This window comes from Peribacillus sp. Bi134 (genome assembly GCF_918698065.1).
In the GTDB taxonomy this organism is placed as follows: Bacteria; Bacillota; Bacilli; order Bacillales; family DSM-1321; genus Peribacillus.
Genome location: NZ_CAKKLN010000003.1, coordinates 495,329 through 519,783, shown reverse-complemented (window position 1 = coordinate 519,783; position 24,455 = coordinate 495,329). Strand labels below are relative to the sequence as shown.

The 24,455-nt window shown below is 38.4% G+C and carries 27 protein-coding genes and 3 pseudogenes; 23 read left to right on the top strand and 7 right to left on the bottom strand.

Going from position 1 to position 24,455, the window contains the following annotated elements; genetic code table 11:
- Window positions 1-336: 336 nt before the first annotated feature.
- Window positions 337-624, bottom strand: coding sequence for a hypothetical protein (locus tag LQ188_RS08365; protein WP_101221642.1), 288 nt, complete (start codon window positions 622-624; stop codon window positions 337-339).
- A gap of 364 nt (window positions 625-988) precedes the next feature.
- On the opposite strand from LQ188_RS08365, the gene LQ188_RS08360 reads away from it, so the two are divergent.
- The gene (locus LQ188_RS08360; RefSeq protein WP_157830958.1) at window positions 989-1,603 is read left to right on the top strand and encodes a glucosaminidase domain-containing protein; all 615 of its coding nucleotides are present in this window, start codon (window positions 989-991) and stop codon (window positions 1,601-1,603) included.
- A gap of 205 nt (window positions 1,604-1,808) precedes the next feature.
- Here the strand turns inward: LQ188_RS08360 and lexA are convergent, their stop codons facing one another.
- Window positions 1,809-2,432, bottom strand: a complete 624-nt coding sequence (gene lexA / locus LQ188_RS08355; RefSeq protein ID WP_101221643.1) for a transcriptional repressor LexA — start codon at window positions 2,430-2,432, stop codon at window positions 1,809-1,811.
- A gap of 155 nt (window positions 2,433-2,587) precedes the next feature.
- Here lexA and LQ188_RS08350 point away from each other — a divergent pair, with 155 nt between their 5' ends.
- The 6 genes from LQ188_RS08350 to LQ188_RS08325 all read left to right on the top strand — a co-directional run bounded on the left by LQ188_RS08350 (window position 2,588) and on the right by LQ188_RS08325 (window position 7,146).
- Entirely contained in the window at window positions 2,588-2,899 is a 312-nt protein-coding gene (locus LQ188_RS08350; RefSeq protein WP_101221644.1) for a LysM peptidoglycan-binding domain-containing protein, read from the top strand.
- Window positions 2,900-2,918: 19 nt separating this feature from the next.
- Window positions 2,919-3,575, top strand: a complete 657-nt coding sequence (locus LQ188_RS08345) for a recombinase family protein (protein WP_230176531.1) — start codon at window positions 2,919-2,921, stop codon at window positions 3,573-3,575.
- A 65-nt stretch (window positions 3,576-3,640) separates the two neighbouring features.
- On the top strand, window positions 3,641-3,874 hold the full coding sequence (locus tag LQ188_RS08340) for a DUF896 domain-containing protein (RefSeq protein ID WP_063592970.1): 234 nt from the start codon (window positions 3,641-3,643) through the stop codon (window positions 3,872-3,874).
- 231 nt (window positions 3,875-4,105) lie between these two features.
- Window positions 4,106-6,109, top strand: coding sequence for a transketolase (gene tkt, locus LQ188_RS08335; RefSeq protein WP_101221646.1), 2,004 nt, complete (start codon window positions 4,106-4,108; stop codon window positions 6,107-6,109).
- A 296-nt stretch (window positions 6,110-6,405) separates the two neighbouring features.
- Window positions 6,406-6,846 carry a sporulation inhibitor of replication protein SirA gene (gene sirA / locus LQ188_RS08330; RefSeq protein WP_101221647.1) on the top strand — a complete coding sequence of 147 codons (441 nt, stop codon included), beginning with the start codon at window positions 6,406-6,408 and terminating at the stop codon, window positions 6,844-6,846.
- Window positions 6,847-6,930: 84 nt separating this feature from the next.
- On the top strand, window positions 6,931-7,146 hold the full coding sequence (locus LQ188_RS08325) for a YneF family protein (RefSeq protein WP_034312934.1): 216 nt from the start codon (window positions 6,931-6,933) through the stop codon (window positions 7,144-7,146).
- 323 nt (window positions 7,147-7,469) lie between these two features.
- Here LQ188_RS08325 and LQ188_RS08320 read toward each other — a convergent pair.
- Window positions 7,470-8,279, bottom strand: a pseudogene (locus LQ188_RS08320) (zinc-binding dehydrogenase); the annotation flags it as partial.
- Between the two features lie 120 nt (window positions 8,280-8,399).
- Between LQ188_RS08320 and LQ188_RS08315 the strand changes: the two are divergent.
- The 6 genes and pseudogenes from LQ188_RS08315 (at window position 8,400) to LQ188_RS08290 (ending at window position 11,541) form a co-directional block, all read left to right on the top strand.
- Window positions 8,400-8,606 (top strand): hypothetical protein, encoded by a 207-nt coding sequence (locus LQ188_RS08315; protein ID WP_230176530.1) that lies wholly within the window; start codon window positions 8,400-8,402, stop codon window positions 8,604-8,606.
- A pseudogene (locus LQ188_RS08310) lies at window positions 8,603-8,902 on the top strand (spore coat protein). Before LQ188_RS08315 ends, LQ188_RS08310 begins: the two are co-directional and overlap by 4 nt.
- A 179-nt stretch (window positions 8,903-9,081) precedes the next feature.
- Window positions 9,082-9,501 carry an Rrf2 family transcriptional regulator gene (locus tag LQ188_RS08305; protein WP_101221650.1) on the top strand — a complete coding sequence of 140 codons (420 nt, stop codon included), beginning with the start codon at window positions 9,082-9,084 and terminating at the stop codon, window positions 9,499-9,501.
- Between the two features lie 100 nt (window positions 9,502-9,601).
- Window positions 9,602-9,985 (top strand): IDEAL domain-containing protein, encoded by a 384-nt coding sequence (locus LQ188_RS08300; RefSeq protein WP_230176529.1) that lies wholly within the window; start codon window positions 9,602-9,604, stop codon window positions 9,983-9,985.
- A 51-nt stretch (window positions 9,986-10,036) separates the two neighbouring features.
- Window positions 10,037-10,351: a thioredoxin gene (gene trxA, locus LQ188_RS08295; protein ID WP_230176528.1), complete on the top strand. Its 315-nt coding sequence runs from the start codon at window positions 10,037-10,039 to the stop codon at window positions 10,349-10,351.
- A 68-nt stretch (window positions 10,352-10,419) separates the two neighbouring features.
- Window positions 10,420-11,541, top strand: a complete 1,122-nt coding sequence (locus tag LQ188_RS08290) for an NADH-dependent flavin oxidoreductase (protein WP_230176527.1) — start codon at window positions 10,420-10,422, stop codon at window positions 11,539-11,541.
- Window positions 11,542-12,507: 966 nt separating this feature from the next.
- Here LQ188_RS08290 and LQ188_RS08285 read toward each other — a convergent pair.
- Both LQ188_RS08285 and LQ188_RS08280 read right to left on the bottom strand, forming a co-directional pair.
- Entirely contained in the window at window positions 12,508-12,906 is a 399-nt protein-coding gene (locus tag LQ188_RS08285; RefSeq protein ID WP_101221655.1) for a DoxX family protein, read from the bottom strand.
- Between the two features lie 702 nt (window positions 12,907-13,608).
- Window positions 13,609-13,680, bottom strand: coding sequence for a DUF4183 domain-containing protein (locus tag LQ188_RS08280; protein WP_230176592.1), 72 nt, complete (start codon window positions 13,678-13,680; stop codon window positions 13,609-13,611).
- A gap of 293 nt (window positions 13,681-13,973) precedes the next feature.
- Here LQ188_RS08280 and LQ188_RS08275 point away from each other — a divergent pair, with 293 nt between their 5' ends.
- Together LQ188_RS08275 and LQ188_RS08270 are read left to right on the top strand one after the other, a co-directional pair.
- Complete coding sequence (locus tag LQ188_RS08275; RefSeq protein WP_230176597.1) at window positions 13,974-14,120, top strand: hypothetical protein; 147 nt, start codon at window positions 13,974-13,976, stop codon at window positions 14,118-14,120.
- Window positions 14,053-14,417, top strand: a pseudogene (locus LQ188_RS08270) (DUF4183 domain-containing protein). The gene LQ188_RS08275 and the pseudogene LQ188_RS08270 overlap by 68 nt, the downstream one beginning before the upstream one ends.
- A 184-nt stretch (window positions 14,418-14,601) precedes the next feature.
- On the opposite strand, the gene LQ188_RS08265 reads toward LQ188_RS08270, so the two are convergent.
- Complete coding sequence (locus LQ188_RS08265; RefSeq protein WP_101221656.1) at window positions 14,602-14,775, bottom strand: aspartyl-phosphate phosphatase Spo0E family protein; 174 nt, start codon at window positions 14,773-14,775, stop codon at window positions 14,602-14,604.
- A gap of 256 nt (window positions 14,776-15,031) precedes the next feature.
- Here LQ188_RS08265 and LQ188_RS08260 point away from each other — a divergent pair, with 256 nt between their 5' ends.
- From LQ188_RS08260 to LQ188_RS08225, 8 genes are all read left to right on the top strand, one after another.
- Complete coding sequence (locus LQ188_RS08260; protein WP_101221657.1) at window positions 15,032-15,739, top strand: cytochrome c biogenesis protein CcdA; 708 nt, start codon at window positions 15,032-15,034, stop codon at window positions 15,737-15,739.
- Window positions 15,740-16,152: 413 nt separating this feature from the next.
- A complete protein-coding gene (locus LQ188_RS08255; protein WP_101221658.1) occupies window positions 16,153-16,629 on the top strand; it encodes a cytochrome c biogenesis protein CcdC in 477 nt (158 codons plus the stop codon).
- Between the two features lie 157 nt (window positions 16,630-16,786).
- Window positions 16,787-17,842 (top strand): YeeE/YedE family protein, encoded by a 1,056-nt coding sequence (locus LQ188_RS08250; protein ID WP_202190537.1) that lies wholly within the window; start codon window positions 16,787-16,789, stop codon window positions 17,840-17,842.
- A gap of 40 nt (window positions 17,843-17,882) precedes the next feature.
- On the top strand, window positions 17,883-18,110 hold the full coding sequence (locus tag LQ188_RS08245) for a sulfurtransferase TusA family protein (RefSeq protein WP_048685981.1): 228 nt from the start codon (window positions 17,883-17,885) through the stop codon (window positions 18,108-18,110).
- 127 nt (window positions 18,111-18,237) lie between these two features.
- Window positions 18,238-18,543, top strand: a complete 306-nt coding sequence (locus tag LQ188_RS08240; protein WP_101221659.1) for a DUF3219 family protein — start codon at window positions 18,238-18,240, stop codon at window positions 18,541-18,543.
- An 80-nt stretch (window positions 18,544-18,623) separates the two neighbouring features.
- Complete coding sequence (locus tag LQ188_RS08235) at window positions 18,624-19,052, top strand: DUF2621 domain-containing protein (protein WP_137018029.1); 429 nt, start codon at window positions 18,624-18,626, stop codon at window positions 19,050-19,052.
- A 162-nt stretch (window positions 19,053-19,214) separates the two neighbouring features.
- Entirely contained in the window at window positions 19,215-20,360 is a 1,146-nt protein-coding gene (locus LQ188_RS08230; protein ID WP_230176526.1) for an exonuclease SbcCD subunit D, read from the top strand.
- Complete coding sequence (locus LQ188_RS08225; RefSeq protein ID WP_230176525.1) at window positions 20,357-23,488, top strand: AAA family ATPase; 3,132 nt, start codon at window positions 20,357-20,359, stop codon at window positions 23,486-23,488. Before LQ188_RS08230 ends, LQ188_RS08225 begins: the two co-directional genes overlap by 4 nt.
- A 63-nt stretch (window positions 23,489-23,551) precedes the next feature.
- Here the strand turns inward: LQ188_RS08225 and LQ188_RS08220 are convergent, their stop codons facing one another.
- Window positions 23,552-23,959, bottom strand: a complete 408-nt coding sequence (locus LQ188_RS08220; RefSeq protein WP_101221663.1) for an Hsp20/alpha crystallin family protein — start codon at window positions 23,957-23,959, stop codon at window positions 23,552-23,554.
- Window positions 23,960-24,455 lie beyond the last annotated feature (496 nt).

Genomic DNA, 24,455 nt, shown 5'->3' with positions numbered 1-24,455 from the left:
ATTCGAAGTTTGCCTTCAGTCTTTTCTTGAATAATAGATCCAGTTGAATACAGAAATCCGCTCCCTTTCCGCAGATCCTACCAAGCCGCCTCGGCAGGAGTGTAAAAAACATAATAACCCACTTTTCCCGACAAAAAATCCCTTCTCATAATTGAAAAGGTTTTTTTGGATGTAATGTGGTGCTATCATGGGTGGTTTGTTTTAGCCAAAGGATTCAGCCAGTTTGTAATTACTAATACAGCGATTAAATTAATGGTGTTCGATGGGAAATAAAGCTAGTAAGGTCATCTAGCAATAAAAAGATTGATGAATTTCAACTAGACAACAAGAATAGATTTAATCCGTCTTTTTGTAGGATTCTCTATAAGACAAAATACCAGTTTTGAGTGCAGCATAATTGCCTATGCTTGCATAGCCATAAAACCAGCCCATGAAAATTCCTGAAACCAAGTGATGACGATGACTGATGAAAATGGAAATGAACAAGCCAAGACCCAAAGCGATGGTAGGGACGAATTTTGGATGAATATGAAACATGACCTTAATAAGTTGAGTAAGAATCATGATGGTAGGAATGGCTATCACTGCATCCCAGAAGTTTGTATGGACGGTTGGGTAGTCCATGATTTCACCACCTTGAAATGAAGTTTTTAAAAATAGTTTTTGTTTTTCATCAAGGTTTTATACAAAAATAAATAATTACAAATTTAAATTTAACGAACAAGTTTTGAAGATTTTCAGTGTTCAACAGGAAAAGCCGTCAATCCATTTAATTAAATGGATTGACGGCTTTTCCTGTTTGGTAGGGAAATGGATAAATAATACTCGAAGCTGGCCACTCTAGGTAAGAAATCTATAATAAAAACAATTAGCCAAACATCAGAACCTTTTGTATGGGACTTGCTGTAACCTTTTTCATAGATGAGAATACGATAAGAATGAAGATGAACAGTGAAAAATAAAGTAAAACCATTGATGGGAGGTTCTAATGAGCAAGGAAACATTTATTAAGGAAATTGCTCCCTATGCCCAGAAAATTCAACAGGAATTTAAAATATTACCTTCTGTTGTCATTGCACAAGCTTGTTTGGAGAGTGGATATGGGACAAGTTTATTAGCAAGCAAAGGAAAAAATATATTCGGTACAAAAGGTGACTTCAAGGGTGAGTCTGTCATCATTCAGACAATGGAATATGTCAATGGCGTACCCGTTCAAGTATGGAACAAATTCAGAAAATACCCATCTTGGGAAGAAAGTCTTAGAGATCTTGCCAATTTATATGTAAAGGGGACTTCATGGAATAGAAGTCTTTATACGGCTGTCATTGGAGAAAAAGATTACAGAAAAGCACTCAAAGCAATTTTCGATGCTGGGTACGCCTCGGATCCCAACTATATTGAAAAACTGGTGAACCTTATCGAAACAAGCGATTTAACAAAATATGATGCAAGTATAGAAGAGGTTTATCATATTGTCCAAAAAGGGGATACCGTCTCTGCGCTTGCAAAAGCATACGGTTCTACACAAGTGCAGATTCAACAGTGGAACGGCTTGGTAGATCTTAACCTAATTAAAGTGAACCAAAGATTACGAGTGAAGTGAATTTTAACTGGGAGCGGTAGTTAAAGCTCTCTTTTTTATTGTAATAAGATTGTTACCAAAGTACATATTAGGCGATCGTATACTTCCATTCGTAATAAAGGATGTTTAAATTCCCATGAAAACTTGATTCTATTAAAATTCCATATGCATATTGAGAGAATTCGGGACATAGATTAAACAAACAAAAAAAGCGCGGTTAGCGCTTTTAGTGTATTTGTCTATATAAGCCTATTACTTTTCCAAGTATCGAAACATCTCGTAAAATAATTGGTTCCATATTCGAGTTCTCAGGCTGAAGCCTTATGTAATCCGGTTCCTTAAAGAATCGTTTTACAGTGGCTTCATCATCTTCCGTCATGGCCACGACGATATCTCCGTTATTGGCATTGCTTTGTTGTTTCACGATGACATAATCCCCATCATGAATTCCTGCTTCGATCATACTTTCACCCATGATTTCCAGCATGAATACATGGTCATCATGTGGAACCATGCTTTCGGGAAGCGGAAAGTATTCTTCTATGTTCTCAATGGCCGTTATCGGCATTCCCGCTGTTACTTTTCCAAGTAACGGCACGTTCACGACATTGACTTTGGGAATATTGTTCGCTTCCTCCAAATTCATTATTTCAATGGCCCTTGGCTTGGTTGGGTCACGTCTAATCAGGCCTTTGCTTTCCAGGCGTGATAAATGCCCGTGTACTGTTGAACTTGAAGCAAGTCCCACTGCTTCACCAATCTCCCGTACGGAAGGTGGATACCCTTTTTGGCGGACCTCTTCTTTAATGAAATCAAGAATATCTTGCTGCCTTTTTGATAGTTTAGTCATATGTGCACCTCTTCCCCAATGTTCTTTGCTACATTATAGCATGGCCCCCAATTCTATACAAACATAAGTTCGAATTTTGTTGTTGACTGAAACAAACGTTCGTATTATAATTTGAGCATAACATACGAACGAACATTCGCTTTGGAGGGATATTTATGAAAAATTTATACAAAAATTATATTTATACGATTCTATTAGCGGGATCAGTATTCATCTTTTCAATTTTATTCTCTTGTACATTGAACAATGATCCAAAAAAGGATTTCCTTTCTATAGAAGTAAGTGAAGGTGACACCCTATGGGGAATCGCTGAAGAATATGAAGAAGCAAATTTGACAAAAAAAGAATTCATTGGTTGGATAGAAGAGCATAATGGAGTCAGGGCGGATACAATTAAACCTGGTCAAGTCATCGTCATACCGGTTAAAGGGGAAGAACTTGTCCAAAATTTGGCCAGTGAGCAGTAAGCAGTGAAGGTAGGGTATTATGAAGGCGGTAATCTATTGTAGGGTCAGCACAGAAAAAGAGTCACAGGAAACATCATTGGCAAGGCAGGAAGATGAGTTAGTCACATTGGCAGAAAAGATGGATGTTGAAGTTATATCCATAATAAAAGAGCAGGCAAGTGGTTATGAGTTGAATCGGGATGGCATTTTTGACATGCTCGAACTATTTAAAACTAAAGAAGCTGAAGTACTATTAATCCAGGATGAAACAAGGCTGGGAAGAGGGAATGCCAAAATAGCCCTTTTCCATGTCATCCTTAAAGAAAATGTTAAAATTTATACACTCTCACATGACGGGGAGCTTGAGTTATCGGATTCGGATGCCATGGTCATCCAGATAGTCGGTATTGTAGAAGAATACCAAAGGAAACTACATAATCTTAAAATAAAGCGCGGGATGATAAGAGCCGTTGAAAAAGGATACCGTCCTCAAAAAAACCTTCAGAATCAAAGGAATTCCACTGGAAGGGACCGTATGGAAATCCCTATTGAAGAAATTATTAAACTTCGGGCCAATGGATTGACATTCGCAGAAATCGCAGCCACTTTAAGGGGCTTTGGATACAATGTTTCAAAGGCCACTGTGAACAGGCGTTTTCTCGAACATCAACTGAATACAAATGAAAGTAAATCTTAGAACTTGTAATTTCGCTTTTTTTTTAATACCATGACAATATCCGGAGATTATGAAGGAGCGAAATTATGTTATCAAAAGAAAAAATAGCCCGTATTAATGAACTTTCTAAAAAGGCAAAGGCTGAAGGTTTGACGGAAGTTGAGGCGAAAGAGCAAACCCAATTGAGAAGTGAGTATTTGGAAACATTCAGAAAGTCCATGTCCGATACGTTGGAGCATGTGAAGGTCGTTGATCCAGAAGGTAATGACGTCACTCCTCAAAAGATAAAAAATATAAAAGAAAAAAGAAACTTACATTAATGCTTGGATCCTTCTGATAAAACATTCCGCTTGAGTATCCTGTTAGCATTTAGGAGTAAAAAGGGAGTGCATGCATGTATGTATTCTCCTATTTAGTTTAATCTAAATAGGGGACTTCTGTTATTATAGAAAATTGTAATATTGAGGCAGTAAATAGTGATTTTAGTTGTGATATTATGCTTGTCACTATAATATAAAGAGGTACATTACAGGAAGGGATGTTTTTACAATATGTTAGATAAATTAGATGCACTTTCTATCAATACGATTCGTACATTATCAATTGATGCAATTGAAAAGGCTAATTCCGGCCATCCAGGTATGCCAATGGGTGCTGCGCCGATGGCGTATAAACTATGGACCGAATATATGAACCATAACCCGAAAAATCCCGATTGGTTTAATAGAGATCGCTTTGTTCTTTCAGCTGGACATGGTTCTATGCTGTTATACAGCCTTCTTCATTTATCGGGCTATGGCTTATCTATCGATGATTTGAAAAGCTTCCGTCAATGGGGCAGTAAAACTCCAGGACATCCTGAATACGGTCATACGGCTGGTGTTGATGCAACAACCGGGCCGCTTGGACAAGGTATCGCAATGGCAGTAGGAATGGCAATGGCTGAACGTCACTTGGCAGAAAGCTATAACCGCGATTCTTATAATGTGGTCGATCACTATACATATGGCATTTGTGGAGATGGAGATTTAATGGAAGGTGTTTCTGCAGAAGCCGCTTCATTAGCTGGACATCTACAACTCGGAAGACTCGTTGTTTTATATGATTCTAATGATATTTCTCTTGACGGCGACTTAAGCCAATCATTTAGTGAAAGCGTAGCAGACCGGTTCAAATCTTATGGATGGCAATATATCCGCGTTGAGGATGGGAATGATCTTCAGGAAATTGCTAAAGCGATTGAAGAAGCGAAAACCGACGATGCACACCCAACATTAATCGAAGTGAAAACGGTTATTGGTTACGGTTCACCAAACCGTTCAGGTAAATCTGCTGTTCACGGCGCTCCGCTTGGTGCAGATGAGCTGAAATTGACAAAAGAAGCATATAAATGGACATTTGAAGAGGACTTCCATGTTCCGGAAGAAGTGTATTCACACTTTAATGAATCTGTTGTTAATGCAGGCGCTCAAAAAGAGGAAGCTTGGAATGAATTGTTCAAAAATTACAAAGAAGCACATCCTGAGTTAGCACAGCAATTGGAGTTGGCCATCAAAGGTGAACTGCCTGCTGATTGGGATCAGGAAATTCCGGTCTATGAAGAAGGTAAAACATTAGCTTCCCGTGCTTCAAGTGGGGAAGTGCTAAATGCTATTGCCAAAAGGGTCCCTAGCTTCATTGGGGGTTCTGCGGATTTAGCCGGATCTAATAATACTGCCATCAAAGGTGAGACTGATCTATTACCTGGTAATTACAGTGGCCGTAATATATGGTTCGGTGTACGTGAATTCGCTATGGGTGCGGCTTTAAATGGAATGGCACTTCATGGTGGATTAAAAGTATACGGAGGAACATTCTTCGTATTCTCTGATTATCTACGTCCTGCCATAAGAATGGCAGCACTAATGGGACTGCCTGTAAACTATGTATTCACTCATGACAGCATTGCTGTAGGAGAAGACGGACCGACTCATGAGCCAATCGAACAATTGGCATCATTGCGTGCAATGCCTAACCTAGGGGTAATCCGTCCAGCTGATGGCAATGAAACGGCAGCAGCCTGGAAAGTGGCTATGGAGTCTACAAATAAACCAACTGCCCTTGTACTGACTCGTCAAGGATTGCCAACAATTAAAGATACTTCCGAAACTGCGTATGAAGGTGTTTCAAAAGGAGCTTACATCATCTCTGCTTCTAAGAAAGAAGTAGCCGATGCATTACTTCTTGCGACTGGTTCCGAAGTGAACTTGGCTGTGGAAGCACAGAAAGCTTTGGCGAACGAAGGAATTGATGTTTCTGTTATCAGCATGCCATCATGGGATCGATTTGAAACTCAATCTAAAGAATATAAACAAAGCGTAATCAATCCGGCAGTGAAAAAACGTCTAGCTATCGAAGTGGCTTCACCGTTTGGTTGGGATCGTTATGCAGGTGATGAGGGTGAAATATTGGCCATCAATCATTTTGGAGCTTCTGCACCAGGCGGAAAGATCATGGAGGAATTCGGTTTTACTGTAGAAAATGTAGTTGCTCGTGTTAAGGAAATGCTTAACTAATAGTAATGGAGAACTGACACCAACTAGTTTGGTGTCAGTTTTTTTATCAAAAACAATCCTGATTTATATTGTGTGCTTCTATTCTAAGGGAAATCTTCCATTCGACAAAAAAAGAAGAAAATTTCTCCAGCAAACAACATATCTTTTTAGTTTGTCAATATATAATGAGAATAAATAAATTTCGTTTAAATGTGTCAGTTAAAGGGGAAAGTTATTAATAGTGGAAAATAGTGGAGAATGTCCTGGTGGTTAGTTATTTTCGTGACCAAAATAGGAAAGCTAGGAGGCATTGGCTGATGAGAACCTATCAAATTTATTTAATCGAAGATGAATTTGCCCATCATTATTATGGAAGAGAAAGGCTATTTTTCAATTTGTTTTTGGAGTATATTCAAGCAAAGGGCAGACTGAAGAGTATTTTGCAAAAACAAATCGAATATGTCACCAAAACAGTCCCGATTATCCAGTTGCAGTTAGCCATTGAACAACGTTTGCAAAAAAAGATGAATTATTGGACTCAAAATGGAAAATACTATTTAGAAAAAACAAACGGATCAAGTAAGGCCGTTTTAATCATTCAGCATGATTCCATTATTCTAAAAGCTGAAGGAGATTATGAAGCGGAGACGGCTTTCTTTGAAAGTATTCGAAAATATGAAGCGAGCTTTCTGGCCATTGATTTTGAACATGAAAAATACGGTTGGTTAAAACCGATAAAAGAAAGAAAATTTGTCTAAATGGGGGACTTTTCAGTAGCGGGTATTGTATAATAACCTTTGGTCTAGTACACTGATGTTAGACAACACGAAGGAGGAAATAGTATGTGGGTTTACATTCTAGTTGGCGTACTGGCATTGATTGCTGGAGTAGTGCTGGGATTTTTCATCGCTCGTAAATACATGATGGATTACTTAAAGAAAAATCCGCCAATTAACGAACAGATGCTGAAAATGATGATGATGCAAATGGGTATGAAACCATCCCAAAAGAAAATTAATCAAATGATGAGCGCCATGAATAAACAACAAACAAAATAAGATAGCAATTATAAGATAAGCAAATCATAACTACCGTGAAGAGTGAATCTTTCATCATAAATTTTTCTTGTTTTTGCTTTATCTTTCGTTACTAATCCGAAACTTCTTTCTCTGGTGGAAACTAAATCAGAGAGAGGGGTTTTTTGTGTTGTAAGGAGATAAGCAAGAGGGCAATCATGGGCTTGAAAGGTTTCATATAGAGGGAATCTAGTTCATGTGACTTTCAAACTACTACACAGGATTCATCAAATTCAGAAACTTACTATAATTCATGTATCGTTTCTGAATTTGAATGCCTGGCCATTCAATTTTCTATATAATACTTACGGTTTTAACACCACTTTAATGCATCCGTCTGTCCTTGTATCGAATACTTGGTAACCATGTTTAGCTTGATCCAATGGTAGTACGTGGGTTACGACATCGCCAGGATCAACTTTTCCTTCAGATATTAGATTATAGAGATATGGCATATAAGGGATAACGGGAGCTTGTCCGGTCTTGATATCCACGTTTCTTTGAAATATATCTTCTAGCGGAAAGCCATTATAACGCCCTCCGTAAGCACCAGTTATTTGAATGGTTCCTGCTTTACGGACCGCTTGTGAGGAGATTACAATACCACCCATTGCACCGCCATGAAGCTTAAGCCCCGTTGCAAGATATTCCAGGGGAGTCATTTTACCACTCATGCCTGAACAGTCAATTACAATATTGGCTCCCCCTTTAGTTATGTCTTTGAGATAATCCCCTACGTTTTCATATTGTTCGAAATTTACGATTTCGACTTTATTTGTCCTTTTTGCATGTTCCAGACGATAGTTGAGATGATCGACGGCAATGACCCTTTTCGCTCCTTTGAACCAAGCGAATTTTTGTACGAGTAATCCAACGGGACCGCAGCCTAAGACGATTACAGTATCACCTGGTTTTACTCCTGCATGATCAACGCTCCAAAATGCGGTTGAAGCTGCATCGGCGAGTAATATCAATTTTTCATCTCCAATCTCACAGTCTTCTGGAATCTTAAAAGGAGTGAAATTCCCATAAGGGACCCGCATATATTCTGCTTGTCCTCCAGCATAACCGCCAGTTGTTTCTGAATATCCAAAAAACCCGCCCATTTCTCCATGTGACTACATGTTGTTTTCCAAATGGTTTTAACCTTCTAAAAAAATGAAAAGGAATGAATAAGAGCTTTTGAACAACGAAAGATAAGTAAGTGATTGTTACTGAAAGGAGAGATACTTCTTGTGGAAAAGTTGGGACTGCATGAAACGTTAGAAGTGCATGAAATATTGAACTTCAAAAGCCTTTGTCTATCAAAAGCTTCTACAATGAATGGGTTAGTCCAAGACACGGAATTAAAAAACATTCTTTTACAAGACATGAGCAGCGGAAGAGAGCATATTAAAAAATTACAGGAAATCCTGGTAAACCAAGGCGAGGGAAGACAATGACTAACTTTTTGCAAAATATGGCGGGGATGGGTGGTATGACCGATCAGGTTATTGCTACTGACTTTCTGAATTCTGCCAAATCAGGAATAAGAAATACGGCTTTCGCCATAACAGAAACAGCTTCCCCTTAATTGAGGGCTGCATTACGGGAACAGCTGAGGTATGCTGTAGAAACACATGGGCTAATAAGTGATTACATGGTTTCAAAAGGTTATTATCATCCTCAGGATATAATTGAGCAATCGAAAGTGAATCTAAAAGCGGCTAGTACGGCTTTGAATCTTTCTCAACGATGATATTATCGGTTTGTAAAATTAGCTGAATGAAATTCCCTCAATCCTTTGTTTATAGGAGGGAATTTCATAGCAATCATAAAGTAATCAACAAAGTTGAGAACTCTGTTGAGTTTTTTGAGTTGACTTTACCAACTGTAAACATTAAAATTACAGTAATCTCCTTGAGGAGGATGCGAAAAGTGAATAGTGATTTTACAATAGCTGTGCATAGTTTGGTCTATTTAGCTTATCTACCAGATCATATGGCAAGCAGTGAGTCTATCGCAGAAAACGTTTGTACAAACTCGGCAAGGATTCGGAAAATGATGAGCTGCTTAAGAAAAAAGGGATTTGTTAAAACGAAAGAAGGTGTGGGCGGAGGTTATATTCTAGACTGTAATCCTGAAGAGGTAAGTTTGGCAGATATTTATATAACGGTCTCACATGGAACCTTGAAACCGAAATGGTGTACAGGCGATCCGGAGAAAAAATGTGTCATATCCTCCAATACCCAGGTAGTCATGGATCAAATATTCGATGAAGCAGAATTGTATTTTGAAAAATATTTGGAAGATATAACTCTCAGCACTTTTTTGGAAAAAATTAAGCAATGTCCGTGATATTGATTTAGTTTTTTCTTTGCACAAAATGTATATTTTATTAATACAGTTAATAACTATAGTTTTAATATTAAATGAATATAAAAGGGGTGTTAAGGAAATGGTTGAAAACAATCTGTTCAAAAATGGGGATTGGGTACAGGGAAAATCAAGAGATGGAGAACTTATCCATGGTTTCGTTGAAAACGTGAGCGATAATCGTGAAATTGTTAAAGTGAATGTGGTGGAAAGTGACAATGAAAAAGCGGTTGGGAAATCTATTTGGATTCCAAGTAGATGGACTGAAAAGCTGCCGGATCTAGAAATCAGTAACGAAACACATCTTTTGGCCTTAATTGATTTGGCTTTACTTTCTAAAGATGAAACATGGTTCATGGAGTTATCCGGTAAATTGGAATCCATCAAAATCCATCCGAAAATAAATGCCAGGAAATCAGAGGCTTTTATCCCGGGAAATAGAATCGCAAAACTTGATTTTAAATAGATGGTGAGTAAAGACCATAAATATTTCGGATAATACAAGGAGGAAATGATCATGACAATAGAACATGTTACAGATGATAATTTTGCTAGTGAAATCAAGGAAGGTTTAGTATTGGTTGACTTTTGGGCACCGTGGTGCGGTCCGTGCAAAATGATTGCCCCAGTTCTTAATGAAATCGATGAGGAAATGGGTGATCAGGTTAAAATCGTAAAACTTAATGTGGATGAAAATTCAAATACGACAAGCGAATATGGAGTGATGGGAATTCCAGCACTTATTCTATTCAAAGATGGAGAAAAGGTAGATCAAGCTATTGGCTTCCAGCCAAAAGAAGCCATTTCGGCATTAATCGTAAAGTATGCATGATATTTAAATTAGTTTGCGGATTTGATTTATTATACAAACCAGTGGGTTACAAAATGGAGGATTACTAAATGAATTCTAAATATACACCATTATTTGAATCGTTCAATTTAGGAAAGGGAATGGAATTGAAAAATCGATTGGTGATGGCACCTATGACAAATTTCTCTTCTAATTCTGACGGTACCGTTACCGACGCAGAAGTTAATTATTATGAACGCCGGTCAAGCGGTGTAGGCATGGTTATAACGGCTTGTACTTACGTGACGGCTAATGGAAAAGGTTTTCATGGGGAATTTGGCGGAGATAAGGATGAATTGATACCTAGTCTAAATCGATTGGCATCAGCGATTAAAGCGAAAGGGGCAAAGGCAATTCTCCAGATTTTTCATGGCGGCCGAGAGGTTCCACCGGAATTAGTAGATGGTGATGTAGTCAGCGCAAGCAATATCCCGTCGGAAGGCGAAGGGAAAGCAGTTCCGCGTCCACTTTCTGAAAAGGAAATAGAATCGATCATTCTCGACTTTGGTGAAACCACCCGACGTGCCATTGAAGCGGGATTTGACGGTGTAGAAATTCACGGTGCTAATGGGTACTTGCTTCAGCAATTCTTTTCTCCTCATTCAAACCGTCGTGAAGACAAGTGGGGCGGTTCCCTTGAAAAGCGCCTGACTTTTCCATTATCGGTTGTGGATGAAGTGAAAAAGGCTGTTGCTGAACATGCAAAGGATCCCTTCATCGTAGGATATCGTTTTTCACCGGAGGAGCCGGAAACTCCAGGAATAACCATGGATGATACACTTGCATTGATTGATGGACTTGTAACAAAGGATTTGGATTATCTTCATGTTTCATTAATGGAATTCTGGTCGAAAGCAAGACGGGGAGCCGACGTTGACCGACCTCGGATAGAAATTATAAAAGAACGTATCGGAGATCAAGTTCCCGTCATTGGAGTTGGTTCCATCTATACAGCGGATGATGCGATTAAAGCACTGCAATCCGGGATTCCATTAATCGCATTAGGCCGTGAAATCATAATCGATCCTGAATGGGTACAAAAAGTGGAGCAAGGCAGGGAAGCAGAAATCGTGACAAAAATAAACAAAGATAATCAGCTGCAACTAGATATTCCAGATCCATTATGGCAAGCGATCATCCACTCTCCAGGATGGTTCCCAGGGGTAGAATAAAGTAAAAAATGCATTCTGGTTTTCAATAACCCCGGATAAGGATAAAAGTGTTCCTTATCAGGGGTTTTTATTTTTATGAGATACTACTTATAGGAGTGAGAATCTATTAAGTGAATTTCAAATTGAATCCTTAAACTGAGTATTCTTTTTCTAAGCTGTTTCGGAAAATAAAACAGGGGAAAGATTTAGCATTTTCATTGACTAGAAATTAAGTCTCGACGGCAGATACATTCGGAAATTTTGGTGAGGAAAGGGGCTTTCTTTACGGAACGCTTGAAAAAGGTTAGGAAGGACGTTAGGTAACACCAGAAGAGCAACCATTAATTAATGGTTGCTCTTCTGGTGTTACCTTCTTTTTAACAGAATAGCTAATATCAAAGATATTTGCAGAGAAATGATAAGTAAAAGAGACAATATAAAATGTTCATCTAAAGAAGCATCATAGCTAAAGATAAAAAATAAAATCACTGATATTATTAGAATGCAAATGAAATTAATAATGACTTGCCTCATGGGCCCCCCCATTCTAACAACAGATTGATAACACCCGGAGATAAAAGAACATGAGGTTATGATCATTCTCATTATTACTGTACTCTATTTTTCCTGATTATGAGTCTTGGTTTTTAGACATGATATTTCAAATTAGAAACAATTGTTTGCAGGAACATAAAGAATAGGATTCGAATTTAATGGCATTATTCCAACTCATTTGTAAAAATTACTGTACAGCAGTGATTTCACAGGTAGTTTGCATTTCAATATTGAAACCATCTTATTTAAATATGGGACAACCTATGTTCCTATTTCCTCAACACAATAATCGAAGTATCCATTACTCGATTTTTAAGCTTTAATAACCAAGATAAAAATTTCTGAGCAATGGGGAAAAGAAAAAACACGGAGTGGATTAAACCCACTCCGTGTTATCCGTAATGTAGGGATTTAGCAAACCCACCGATTTCCTTAAAATAGAAAGGAATCAAGTGAGTATGGGCCAGCTCCCGTTAACGCTATGCCAATCGCCACTGCAAGGATGGCAAGATTATATTCATAACCGTTTTGAGTTGCCCAATAGCCATTTGCTCCATGGACTTTAACGATCGCAACGAGCATTGTAAGTGCAATCAATATACCTGCAAAGGGTGTAAAGAGACCTAATGCAAACAAAGCTCCGCCAATAAGCTCTGATAGACCAGCAAATAGGGCCATGGTAACTCCTGGCTTCATGCCAATCGAATCAAACCAGCCTCCTGTACCTTTCAAGCCATGACCGCCAAACCAACCAAATAATTTTTGAGCCCCATGACCAACAAACGATAAACCGATAACTACACGTATAACTAATAAGCCTATACCAATCATTTATGATTCCTCCTGGAATTTAATTTGAATTTAGATATCTTTAATTCGAGATTTGTGAATAAAAAAAGATGTTATCTCGAATTAATTTATCTTTAATTAAAGATAATATTATTTTAGTGATTTGTCTTATGGCTTATTTCAACAGGAGGGTTTTTGGAAAACAGATGAACTTAGTCTGGAGCAAAACAATAAGTCAGAACCGTAACACATTCCTTTTTCCTACTGTAGGTTAGCTTCAGTTTGAATTTCGTAGTCGCAATTAAGGTCTTCAAACGGATACCCTACTGCTATATCTATCTTACTCGTAAATTTCACACTTTTACTCGTGAGGTTTGCTCATTTACTCGAGAATTTTGCTGATTTACTTGTGAGTTTGGCTCGTTTACTCGTGAATTCCACTTTACTCATGCGTTTTACGCAATTACTCGTGAATTTAACGCAATTACTCGTGAGGTTTGCTCATTTACTCGAGAATTTTGCTGATTTACTCGTGAAATATGCTGATTTACTCGTAAGTTTTATACTTTTACTCGTGAATTCCGCGCAATTACTCGTAAATTACTCAATTTTCCTCATGATTAGTATATGAAATTCAATTTCAATTTTATTTAATTTAGGAATCGTTTAGGAACAGGCCGCTCATTTAAATAATGAACATTTGCAAAATGATTGGTGTACCTTTTATTGGGATATCAATCGTATTCAATTTAAGTTTTCCTTTTTAACGGTGTAATTATCGTGGGGCTGCAATACACCATTTATGAATAAATTCATATAGGATACATTTGATGGATCAAGTATTGTCTATGTCAGCTATTCCGTCTTTTTCTTTCATAAATCCGTAGGCACCCATTTGCAATAGCATAAAATTCATAAGAAATGATTCTTTTTGGGATCCTCGTGCGAACTTCGTTGGGAGAGCACTTAGGGAAAAACAACAAAGGTCTCGGGATAGCTGTATCTTCTTTAATGAAACGGAAATATTTACTGTGCATTTCTAAAACTCTCCCCTTTTCTTATCTCCTTATACATTTTATATAAAGTACAGTTTATCGTGAGGACCATTTTTGAAAATTGTCTATACAATTCCTTTTGCAAAAGTCATAGCTGGAGAGAAGAGAGGTGAATATTTTGCCGTTAAAAATAATGAAATTAGCGATAGCGGCTACCTCGGTGATCAATGTGAATCCATTGGTCACCCGATTATTTTATGAGATGCCTGCCGCATCGACTGGTCCAACCACGCTTTCAATTGATCCAGCAAGCTTTTCTCGGATACTGGTGACCCTGCGACTGTACTGCCTGTATTAAGTACTGAAAACAGTTCATATGAGGTGTTTATTAATGGGGTGCTGCAAATGGAGGATTTAACAACATACACACCAGGTGCCACTGGGGTAGGAAGTCTTGTGATCACTGTTCCGGACGGTTCTTCCATCTTAGCTGGATCTCCTATCGTTCTTGTTGTGACAAACTATGCACCGACATCCGATGTTGATATTGCTACATGATTTTTAAGCATTATTTTAAATGAAAAAACAGGAAAACAGGCAGCGCCCATGGTGCTTGCCTGTTTTTTAATATAGCAAATGTCATACCTATGTATTCAAATTGTGAAAGAATGAAAAAGGGGAGATTGACAGCAAAATAAATCATATAATAATATATGTGGTTATCAATGGGAGAGGTACTGGGTTAAAAATTTGTACCTGTTTTATAAAAAAGTTCATTATATTTATTTAATAATTGATCAAGTTGCTGGCTGTATTCAACGGCAACATTTGAGTTCAAACCATCTTTAGCGACAATCTTGATAAGTTCATTTCTCTTCAATTCAATCTGTTCGAGAAATTCATTCTTTTTAGCCATTATATTTCCTTTCTGGCCCAACATTTTTTCATGGTACCATTAATTTATGTGTTCGTTGTAAAATCTGTATGAATATAACAATTATATCGGCTTGGACTAATGAATTCAAATAAGTTATCTTATTGAAAATTAAACCGTCGCCCCATTCTGTTTTTAGGCAATTGGCTGTCATGAAATATTCACAGTTCCATAAATGTATTTTTTTATCTTATTTGTTACAATGTTTATAGGTTGACATACATAGGAGTGAGCTTATTTGAATGATATTAATATGTTTTTAGCATTTGGGGCGGGATTCCTGAGTTTTATTTCGCCATGCTGCTTACCGTTATATCCGGCCTTTTTATCTTATATCACTGGTATGAGTGTTGGTGAAATCAAATCCGAGAACGCCATGCTCCAAAGAAGGAGCATGCTGCATACCTTATTCTTCCTGCTTGGGTTTTCTCTGGTTTTTATCGCAATAGGTTTTAGCACATCATACCTAGGTTCTTTTTTCGCGGATTACAAAGAATTAATTCGTCAGATTGGCGCCATCCTGATAATCATTTTTGGTTTATTCATTGTAGGAATCTTTCAGCCGAAATCTTTGATGAAAGACAGCCGCTTTGAATTCAAGAACCGACCTAGCGGATATATAGGTTCCATTCTTATCGGACTGGCCTTTGCCGCTGGATGGACCCCTTGTGCAGGTCCGCTATTAGGCGCTGTCATTTCACTGGGTGCAACAAATCCTAGTGCCGCCATGAGCTATATGACTGCCTATATTTTAGGATTTGCCATACCGTTTTTCATATTATCCTTCTTTGTCGGAAAATTGAAATGGATCAAAAAGTACAGCCAATACATCATGAAGATTGGCGGATATTTAATGATTGTAATGGGTGTGATTTTGTTTTTTAATTGGATGACCAAAATAATTGCAGTCCTGTCTAGACTATTCGGTGGTTTCACGGGTTTTTAGTCCATAATAAGTTATTTTTTCAATATTCTAGTTGATTGCCTGCTATTAGGTCTTATGGTATCAATTTCGTTTATTTTGGGTGTAAGGTCATTCACTGATTTGTCGGTATATCAAAATTAAATCCTGACCTAAGAAATTAAAAAGGAATTTCATGCCGCAAAGGTTATAATAAGCTCTGCTATAGGTGGTCAGCAAAAATATGGTTATCGAAGGCTATAGTAAGCCAGGGTGCAAGATTTTTTTCTTCAAGCCTTTGGACGAAGGCGGGGCATTGGAAGCATCAAAAGGTAGCTTATTCAATAACACCTCCTTGTTTATCTCAAATAGGTAATATATACTTTGTTTATAAATTGAAGTCATATATAATTTTTAATGGTACTTACCTATTTTTAGTTTAAAGGGATGGTTAAGAGATGATATATATATCAACAGGTATAGCGATCGTGATGGCTATAGGTGTTTTCATATTACGGATGAAGGAAACGAAAAAACCAGTGAATGAAAAGAAAATCATCTTACCGCCGCTGTTTATGAGTACGGGTGCTTTAATGTTTATTTTCCCGATGTTCCGTGTGACTCGATACGAATTGCTGGAGGCTATTGTTGCAGGGATGTTATTTTCCATCTTATTGATTAAAACATCTAAATTTGAAGTAAGAGATGAAAAAATTTATATTCTGCGCTCTAAAGCGTTCATATTCATATTGATTGGTCTCATGGTGATTCGACTGGTGGCAAAACTGATGCTTGGAAGCACGATTGAAATCGGTGTATTGAGCGGAATGTTTTTCTTACTTGCTTTCGCGATGATCGTTCCGTGGAGAATTGCCATGCTTTACCAATATAAAAAAGTTAAAGCAGCCAGTTTCGGCAGAAGCAGTATGGTGTGATAATCAAAAAAACCTGAGTCGATATTCATGATGACTCGGGTTTTTCATTTGCCTGGAACTTTTCATGAGTAAAAAAAATAATCCAAAAACCTAGTAATTTCATCCGGATTATATTATATTAGTATTATTATTATTTTACTTAAGGAGGAAACGGTACATGTTACAAATGATTGTGTTCGGGATTATTTGTGGTTTACTGCTTGGATTTGTGCTTCAAAGAGGCCGTTTCTGTGTTGTTGGTGCATATCGTGATTTGATTTTAGCTAAAGATGGACGGATGTTTTTGGCTACATTTGTTGTTATAGCGATACAAAGTATTGGTGTTTATGCATTGAATGATACAGGGGTCATTCAGTTTGGAAATGATGGTTTTCCATGGTTGGGAACAATCGTGGGTGGCTTTATTTTTGGTATTGGTATGGTTCTGGCAGGAGGTTGCGCCACTGGAACATGGTATCGTGCCGGAGAGGGCATGATCGGAAGTTGGGTTGCCCTTTTTGGATATATGCTAGGGGCAGCAATGACGAAATATGGTATATGGAAAGTGGCTGGAGATAATCTATTATCATATCGTACAAATGATACGTATATTCATGAAACGTTAAATGTTTCGCCTTGGGTGCTTGTGATTATTGTGACACTCTTGGTTGGCATATTGGTGATTCGTGAATTGAGAAAGCCGAAACTGCCAATTTTTAAAATGAAGCCGAAAAAGACGGGATTGGCCCACATCTTATTCGAGAAACGTTGGCATCCTTTTGTTACAGCATTATTGGTGGGCCTTATTGCAATCATGGCATGGCCGCTAAGTGCAATGACAGGCCGAATGTTCGGACTGGGAATTACAGCGCCTTCCGCGAACATTTTAACTTTCCTTATAACCGGAGATGATGCGTTAATCGATTGGGGTACGTTTTTAGTATTGGGCATTTTCCTTGGTGCTTTCATTGCAGCCAAAGGGAGCGGGGAATTCCGTTGGCGTTTGCCTGATATGAAAACGTTACGTAACAATGCAATTGGCGGTGTAACCATGGGATTCGGCGCAAGTGTTGCCGGAGGATGCACAATCGGAAATGGACTGGTGAACTCGGCGTTATTTGCTTGGCAAGGTTGGATCGCGATTGTCTTTTTCCTGCTGGGTACATGGGTAGCAACTTATTTCACGATTATCCGTAAGCAAAAGCAGACAGCTGCTGCATCCAAAGCGGCTTAAGATACGAGCCGGAAATTTTTGATCAAGGAGTGGAATATAAATGGCAAAGGTATTGGAAACGACTGGGATGGTATGTCCATTCCCTTTAGTGGAAGCGAAAGAAGCGATAGTGGACATGGCAAAAGGAGAGGAATTGATCATTAATTTCGATTGCACACAAGCAACGGAGAGCATTCCCCGTTGGGCTGCTACCGAAGGTCATGAAATCACGGAGTTTGAGCAAATCGATGATGCTAAATGGAGAATAATCGTCAAAAAGGGAAAGTAAATTGATTGTAAAAAACGTGCGCGGGTTTCCTGTGCACGTTTTTTCATTTTTTCAAGGTTGAATGATTGGCGCTGAAAGCTCCTAGTGATAACATGTCTTTAACCACTTTATTAAGGAGATGTTGATAATGGTAGACGAGGTCATTTTAAACGATGTTCCAATTCATGTTACTGATTTTCATGCTGAAAATGTAAAGGATTCTGAAGGTAAGGAAATCAGGAAAATCAGTTTTAACTTTAAGGTTACACATAGTGAATATCATGATATTACAACATTGCTTTATCAAATGGTATTTGATATAAAGATTCCACAGTCAAACGAGGAGTTTCGTGCAGAGATCTTTAACTATGCAACTTCGGTCACGAATCTATATGAAGAAAATGCGGTGGGGGATTTTTCGCTTGTCCTGCTGGAAGTGAACGGTCAAGAATGATTGCATTGCCAGTCTTGTAAAGATATGGGTTACTGTCTATAATAATAGTGACGATCATTCTATACATATGAGGTGGTACTTTGCTTAGCGGATGGTTTTTATGGTTTATTCTATTTTGGGTAGCCCTTTTAATTATATTGATGAGCATAGGTGGCTTTTTCATGTTTCGAAAGTTCCTGAAAAGATTTCCCAAAGAAGATGGGAAATCCGATATGGATTGGGAAGAATACTATTTGGAACAAACAAAGCACTTATGGTCAAAGCAGCAAAAGGAATTACTAGAAGATTTAGTGAGCCCTGTGCCAGAACTTTTTCGTGATGTTGCACGACATAAAATCGCAGGGAAAATCGGAGAGTTGGCGTTAAAGGAAAAAGCGGGCGATATTACGGAAGATTTAGTGATACGCGGCTATATCATTGCCACACCAAAACGTGATCATAAATTTTTACAAAAAAAATTAGCTGAAAGAAAGGTGAATATGGGTCCATATGAACACTTATTCAGCTAATGATGAAAAAAGCAGACTCTTTTGGAGTTTGCTTTTTTTATTCTGAATAATTCAAAAGAATGGTGCGGTGTGGTAAAAATTAGAACGTCTGTACCCAAACCATGCTATTCGTAAAATTTTTGATATAATAATAGTAAGTAAAAATTAGGACGGAGTGAAACTATGAAATTTATCCATACGGCTGATTGGCATTTAGGGAAAATCGTTCACGGGGTACATATGACAGATGACCAAAGGCATGCGCTCTTGCAATTCATAGATATTGTCGAAGAGGAAAAACCGGATGCGGTTGTGATCGCCGGTGATCTATATGATCGTTCCGTTCCGCCGACTGAAGCGGTGGAGCTGCTTGATGAAATCCTTTATACGATTAATGTGAAAATGAATACACCGATCGTTGCGATATCGGGAAACCATGATTCAGCGGAAAGACTGGCATTCGGTTCATCATGGTATCGTCATAGCCAGTTATACATTCATGGGAAATTGACGAAAACATGTGAGCCGGTTCGCATCAAGGGAGTGAACTTTTATTGTGTTCCATATGCAGAACCCGGGACGGTTCGCCATCTTTTTGAAGATGATAGTATCCATTCCCATCAAGAAGCTATGAAGCGGATAACCGGAACGATTGCTGAGAATTTCAATAAGGATGAGCCGAATGTCTTCGTAGGACATGCTTTTGTATTAGGCGGAAAAACGAGCGATTCGGAAAGGATCTTGTCGGTAGGTGGTTCTGGCTGTGTTTCATCCGACTTATTCGATGCGTTCGATTATACGGCACTTGGGCATTTACATAGTCCAGACGCGATACGTCATCCTAAGGTGTTTTACTCTGGATCACTATTAAAATATTCTTTTTCCGAGGCCAAGCAGAATAAGTCGCTTTCGATCGTCGATATGCAAGAAGATGGAAGCTTTGATATTCGCTATCGTTCTTTGGCACCCAAGTTCGATATGAGGGAAATATCCGGATCGATGGAAGAGTTGCTTGATCCCGTTTTTTATCAATCGCAAAAAAAGGATGACTATTTAAAAATAACACTAAATGATGAGGGGGCACTCATCGATCCCATAAATCGCTTGCGCCAGATTTATCCGAACGTACTACATCTAGAACGTAAATGGGATTTGACCGACCTTAGGAGAAAAAATTCCTTCTCTTCAGTAAAAGATGAACGGAAATCGGAATTGGACCTGTTCGAGACGTTTTATCAAGAAATGACAGATCGGGCCTTTGATTCCAAAAAGCAGGATTTGATGGTTTCGGTAATTGAAGCTGTTAAGAAAGAGGAGGCTTTGAAATGAGACCGGATATTTTAACGATGCAGGCATTCGGACCATATGCAGGAAGGGAAACCATTGATTTTAATTCCCTAGGAGAACGGACCATGTTTGTCATTTCTGGAAAGACAGGCGCAGGGAAAACAACGATATTTGATGGGATTAGTTTTGCGATATATGGTAAAGCCAGCGGTGAAGATCGCAGCGGGCAAGATTTGCGAAGTCAGTTTGCAGAAGATGATATGTTGACGGAAGTTTCATTACAATTTACCCTGCGAGGAAAAACGTATTTGGTGACCCGGTCGCCGCAGCAGGAACGCAAGAAAAAAGCAGGTGAAGGAACAACAACGGTTGGAGCAAAGGCTGAATTATATGAGATATTGGCCGAAGGAAAAAAATTGCTGGGTGCAAATGTACGAGAAGTTGAAGAAAAAATAAAAGTACTCATTGGGCTTGATGCGAATCAATTCCGGCAAATCCTGATGATTCCTCAGAATGAATTCCGAAAACTGTTAACTTCCGACAGCAAGGATAAGGAACAGATTCTTCAGAAATTATTTCATACTGAACTTTATAAACGAATAGAAGAAAAGTTAAAAGAAGAGGCTTCGATCCTAAGAAAGCAAAGTGAAAAAAGTGCTCAGCGGAGAATCGAATTAATGAAAGGCATCCAGCCTGGCAATCATGAAAAATTGCAGGCGCAATTACAAGGGGAAGAGCCTAATGAACAGCAGGTCTTGCCCTTGTTACAGGAAGTCATTTTGCAAGCAACAGAAAAAAATGAGTATATAAATAAACAAATACAGGAAAAGCAAAAAGCCCGTGATCAAGTAAATCAAGAACTTTCAAAAGCTGTCGATTTATTAAATCGATTTTCGGAAAAAGAAACACTGCGAAAAGAAAAGGAAAACCTTGAAGCAAAGCTGCCAGAAATGGAACTAGTGAAAGTCCAAATAAAAATGGCACACAAAGCGGCATCGCTTGAAAAGCAGGAACAATACTATTTGCGTATCGGCAAACAAGTACAAGATGCTAGTACCGAACTTCAAAAGTTAAGTGAGCAATCCGATAAGTTACGGGCTGAGCGCATTGAGAAGCAGGATTCCTATGATAAGGAAATGTTGAAGGGAAATGAAAGAGAGCAGGCAGTCCGAACTGTTCATCAGCTTGAGCAGGTAAAAGAGGCTGTCAGGACTTTTGCAAGCTTAAAAGCACAGGTTACTTTAGACGAAAAAGAGTGGCAAACGAGTAAACGACTTCGTGAAAAAACTGTTTCGGAACATCTGGCGATTGAAGCGGAAGCAGAGAAAGTCGCTCAAGAAAAAACAGAAGCGGAAAAAGCAGCTGCCCTTTATCGTGATCAGGAAATTGAAGCAGAAAGAAATAATTCTTCGTTATCGAAAATTAAAAAGCTTCAAGAAGTTCTTAATGAAATAACTAATACGAAACGGGTTCTGGATGAAAAGAATATTCGGTTCCATGAGTTACAAAGAATACAAACTCAGGAGAAGGAAAAACTGGAAACCTTGAATCGGAACTGGAGATCAGGCCAAGCGGGTATGCTTGCCTCCATGCTGCACTCAGGAGAAAATTGTCCTGTTTGCGGTTCGCAAAGCCATCCAAAACCTGCGCAAATGCATGAGCATATGCCGACGGATTTGGAACTGAAAGAGCAAGAAAACAAGCTGAAATCTGCGGAACAACAAAAAAGCCAAGCGGAAAGTGAATATTATCAAGCGAAATCCAAATATGATGCACTGGCAGAGTCTTCACAAGAAAAGCTTTGTGACTTACAAAATGACTTGCCGGAGTTTAGGTTTGAGGATATTGAAGAGCATTTGACACAGTTTGTACAAAAAGGCAAAGTGCTGCAAGAGCAGCTAAAAGAATTGATGCGGAAAAAGTCTGTATTCAATGATCTGGAAAAAAGGTTACTTGATTTAAAAGACCAGGCAACCCAGCTAAAGGAGAATCTGATCTCTTTAGAAAGAAAAGAGGACGAAGGGAAAACCAAGTATATTGAAAACTCTACAAAACTAACAGGATTAACCGATTCCCTGCCTGACGGAATAAGGACAGAGGAAGAATATAATGCTGTTTATCAAATGGCTGTAAAAACACAGAAATGCTTACAATCGGCCTTGGAAGATGCACAAAAAAACCTTCAACTGGTGAAGGAAAGAGAATCGGCCATCATTGCAAAAACAGAATCCTTAAGTGGAAATATAGAGGCTTTCAAGACAGAATTGAAAGAGGAGCGGGAAAAGTTAATTACGGAAATGACCAATCAGGGCTTTTCCAATTATAAAGAATATACGGCAGCAAAAAAATCGGAAGCTGCTCTTGGAAATTTGGAAGATCAAGTTCAGCAGTATAATCAAAATTGGCAAAGTGTTTTAAGTCTGTTTCATGACTTGGAAATGAAATTAAAAGATGTGACCAAACCGGATCTTGAAGGATTGAAAAAGACTTTCGATTTCATAGATGGAGAATTGGAGTCTTTGCGCCTAAATCAGAATGAGTTGCAGGCTGAAAGACGGACTAACGAAGAAATCGATAGGAAATTGGCGCAAATCAGGGAAGAACAGAAAAGTTTGGATGAAAGGTACAGTATCGTCGGTCATCTGTCTGAGATTTCCAAAGGTCAAAACTCCTTCAAAATAACTTTTGAACGTTATGTACTGGCAGCCTTTTTAGATGATATCCTAAAAGAAGCCAATTCAAGGCTGCTGAAAATGACAAGCGGAAGATATCAGCTATTGCGAAAGCTTGATCCTACACGCAGGAATATCCAGAGCGGTCTTGAGTTATCTGTGTATGATCAATATACAGGACAAGAGAGGCATGTCAAAACCCTTTCAGGAGGAGAGAGCTTTAAGGCTTCCCTTGCACTTGCCTTGGGTCTTGCGGATGTTGTCCAGCAGAATGCTGGCGGAATTTCACTTGAAACGATGTTCATCGATGAAGGTTTCGGTACGCTCGACCCTGAATCTCTTGATCATGCAATTGAAGCATTAATGGATATACAAAGCACCGGGAGATTGGTCGGGATAATATCCCATGTCCCGGAATTGAAAGAAAGAATCGATGCCCAGCTTCAAGTCATTTCGACACAAAAAGGAAGTCGGACGTCCTTTTATTTTGCTGGGTAATCAACAAAAAAGAATGGCTAAGGGGAGTTCCCCAGGCCATTCTTTTTATTTTTAATGAACGGACTACTCAATGTTAATATCTTCTGCTGTTTTTCCGGGGGAAAACTTATGGATGCGAATCACCAAGATCGGATTCGAGAATTCAGCGGTAATTCTGCGTGAGCAAATCGAAAAGGGGAAAGGGATTTTTCTCTGTGTGGGTAGTTTATCTTCTTTTTTATCAAGAAATGGCTTATGAGTATCGTCAACGATGATCGATAGCTCATTATCACTTAGGCATACTTTAATATCTTTCACATCATGATCTTCCAAAACCGCTTCCACCATATACTCATCGTCACTTTCGTATATATCAATTGAAAAAAGTTGATGATCCAACGCACAAGTTTCCGGATCCAGAAAAAAACTTTTTACCCATTCATCAAACTTTTCAACCTCATTCATTTGCGATCCATGTTGATTGTCTTGCATGTTGATACCCCCGGTTTTCCTTTGAGGTATTATATGTTGGGGCATGAGGAATGGTGAATGAAAAAGTGAAATTGATGATGATAATAAGTTCTCCGAAAACGTGGTTGAAAAAAATGAAAAAGCCACCCAATGCAAAGGAACGGTGGGTATTTGGGTATAAAAGAGAATCAAAAAGTAAAGGAATTCAATAAAAAAGTGATGACCAATTTTAATTGAGTTGGTAATTTTTTTATAAACAATCAAGTTGATCGATCATGCTATTAAAGTTAATACAACTACAAATGTCATATTAAATGTATTTTTTATATAATTCACCAAAAATAATTACGATTCTGAAGATACTCGATCTGTTTCCTCTTTAGCAAACTATGTTATAAATTCAGCAGAACCGTATATTTCTGAAATCCCACCGTTCACTTTTGGAATTTATCAAGTTGAAACTTAGTTTATTATGGATTCACTAGATATATAGTTAGAATGTAATGATAATGGCAAA

Coding starts and splice junctions, on each gene's coding strand:
- LQ188_RS08240 (WP_101221659.1), top strand. CDS start 18,238: ATGGTAGACGAGGTCATTTTAAACGATGTTCCAATTCATGTTACTGAT.
- LQ188_RS08360 (WP_157830958.1), top strand. CDS start 989: ATGAGCAAGGAAACATTTATTAAGGAAATTGCTCCCTATGCCCAGAAA.
- trxA (WP_230176528.1), top strand. CDS start 10,037: ATGACAATAGAACATGTTACAGATGATAATTTTGCTAGTGAAATCAAG.
- LQ188_RS08365 (WP_101221642.1), bottom strand. CDS start 624: ATGGACTACCCAACCGTCCATACAAACTTCTGGGATGCAGTGATAGCC.
- LQ188_RS08340 (WP_063592970.1), top strand. CDS start 3,641: ATGTTATCAAAAGAAAAAATAGCCCGTATTAATGAACTTTCTAAAAAG.
- LQ188_RS08285 (WP_101221655.1), bottom strand. CDS start 12,906: ATGATTGGTATAGGCTTATTAGTTATACGTGTAGTTATCGGTTTATCG.
- LQ188_RS08225 (WP_230176525.1), top strand. CDS start 20,357: ATGAGACCGGATATTTTAACGATGCAGGCATTCGGACCATATGCAGGA.
- LQ188_RS08220 (WP_101221663.1), bottom strand. CDS start 23,959: ATGCAAGACAATCAACATGGATCGCAAATGAATGAGGTTGAAAAGTTT.
- LQ188_RS08265 (WP_101221656.1), bottom strand. CDS start 14,775: ATGGCTAAAAAGAATGAATTTCTCGAACAGATTGAATTGAAGAGAAAT.
- LQ188_RS08345 (WP_230176531.1), top strand. CDS start 2,919: ATGAAGGCGGTAATCTATTGTAGGGTCAGCACAGAAAAAGAGTCACAG.
- LQ188_RS08250 (WP_202190537.1), top strand. CDS start 16,787: ATGTTACAAATGATTGTGTTCGGGATTATTTGTGGTTTACTGCTTGGA.
- LQ188_RS08230 (WP_230176526.1), top strand. CDS start 19,215: ATGAAATTTATCCATACGGCTGATTGGCATTTAGGGAAAATCGTTCAC.
- LQ188_RS08300 (WP_230176529.1), top strand. CDS start 9,602: ATGGTTGAAAACAATCTGTTCAAAAATGGGGATTGGGTACAGGGAAAA.
- LQ188_RS08290 (WP_230176527.1), top strand. CDS start 10,420: ATGAATTCTAAATATACACCATTATTTGAATCGTTCAATTTAGGAAAG.
- lexA (WP_101221643.1), bottom strand. CDS start 2,432: ATGACTAAACTATCAAAAAGGCAGCAAGATATTCTTGATTTCATTAAA.
- LQ188_RS08350 (WP_101221644.1), top strand. CDS start 2,588: ATGAAAAATTTATACAAAAATTATATTTATACGATTCTATTAGCGGGA.
- tkt (WP_101221646.1), top strand. CDS start 4,106: ATGTTAGATAAATTAGATGCACTTTCTATCAATACGATTCGTACATTA.
- LQ188_RS08255 (WP_101221658.1), top strand. CDS start 16,153: ATGATATATATATCAACAGGTATAGCGATCGTGATGGCTATAGGTGTT.
- LQ188_RS08245 (WP_048685981.1), top strand. CDS start 17,883: ATGGCAAAGGTATTGGAAACGACTGGGATGGTATGTCCATTCCCTTTA.
- LQ188_RS08325 (WP_034312934.1), top strand. CDS start 6,931: ATGTGGGTTTACATTCTAGTTGGCGTACTGGCATTGATTGCTGGAGTA.
- sirA (WP_101221647.1), top strand. CDS start 6,406: ATGAGAACCTATCAAATTTATTTAATCGAAGATGAATTTGCCCATCAT.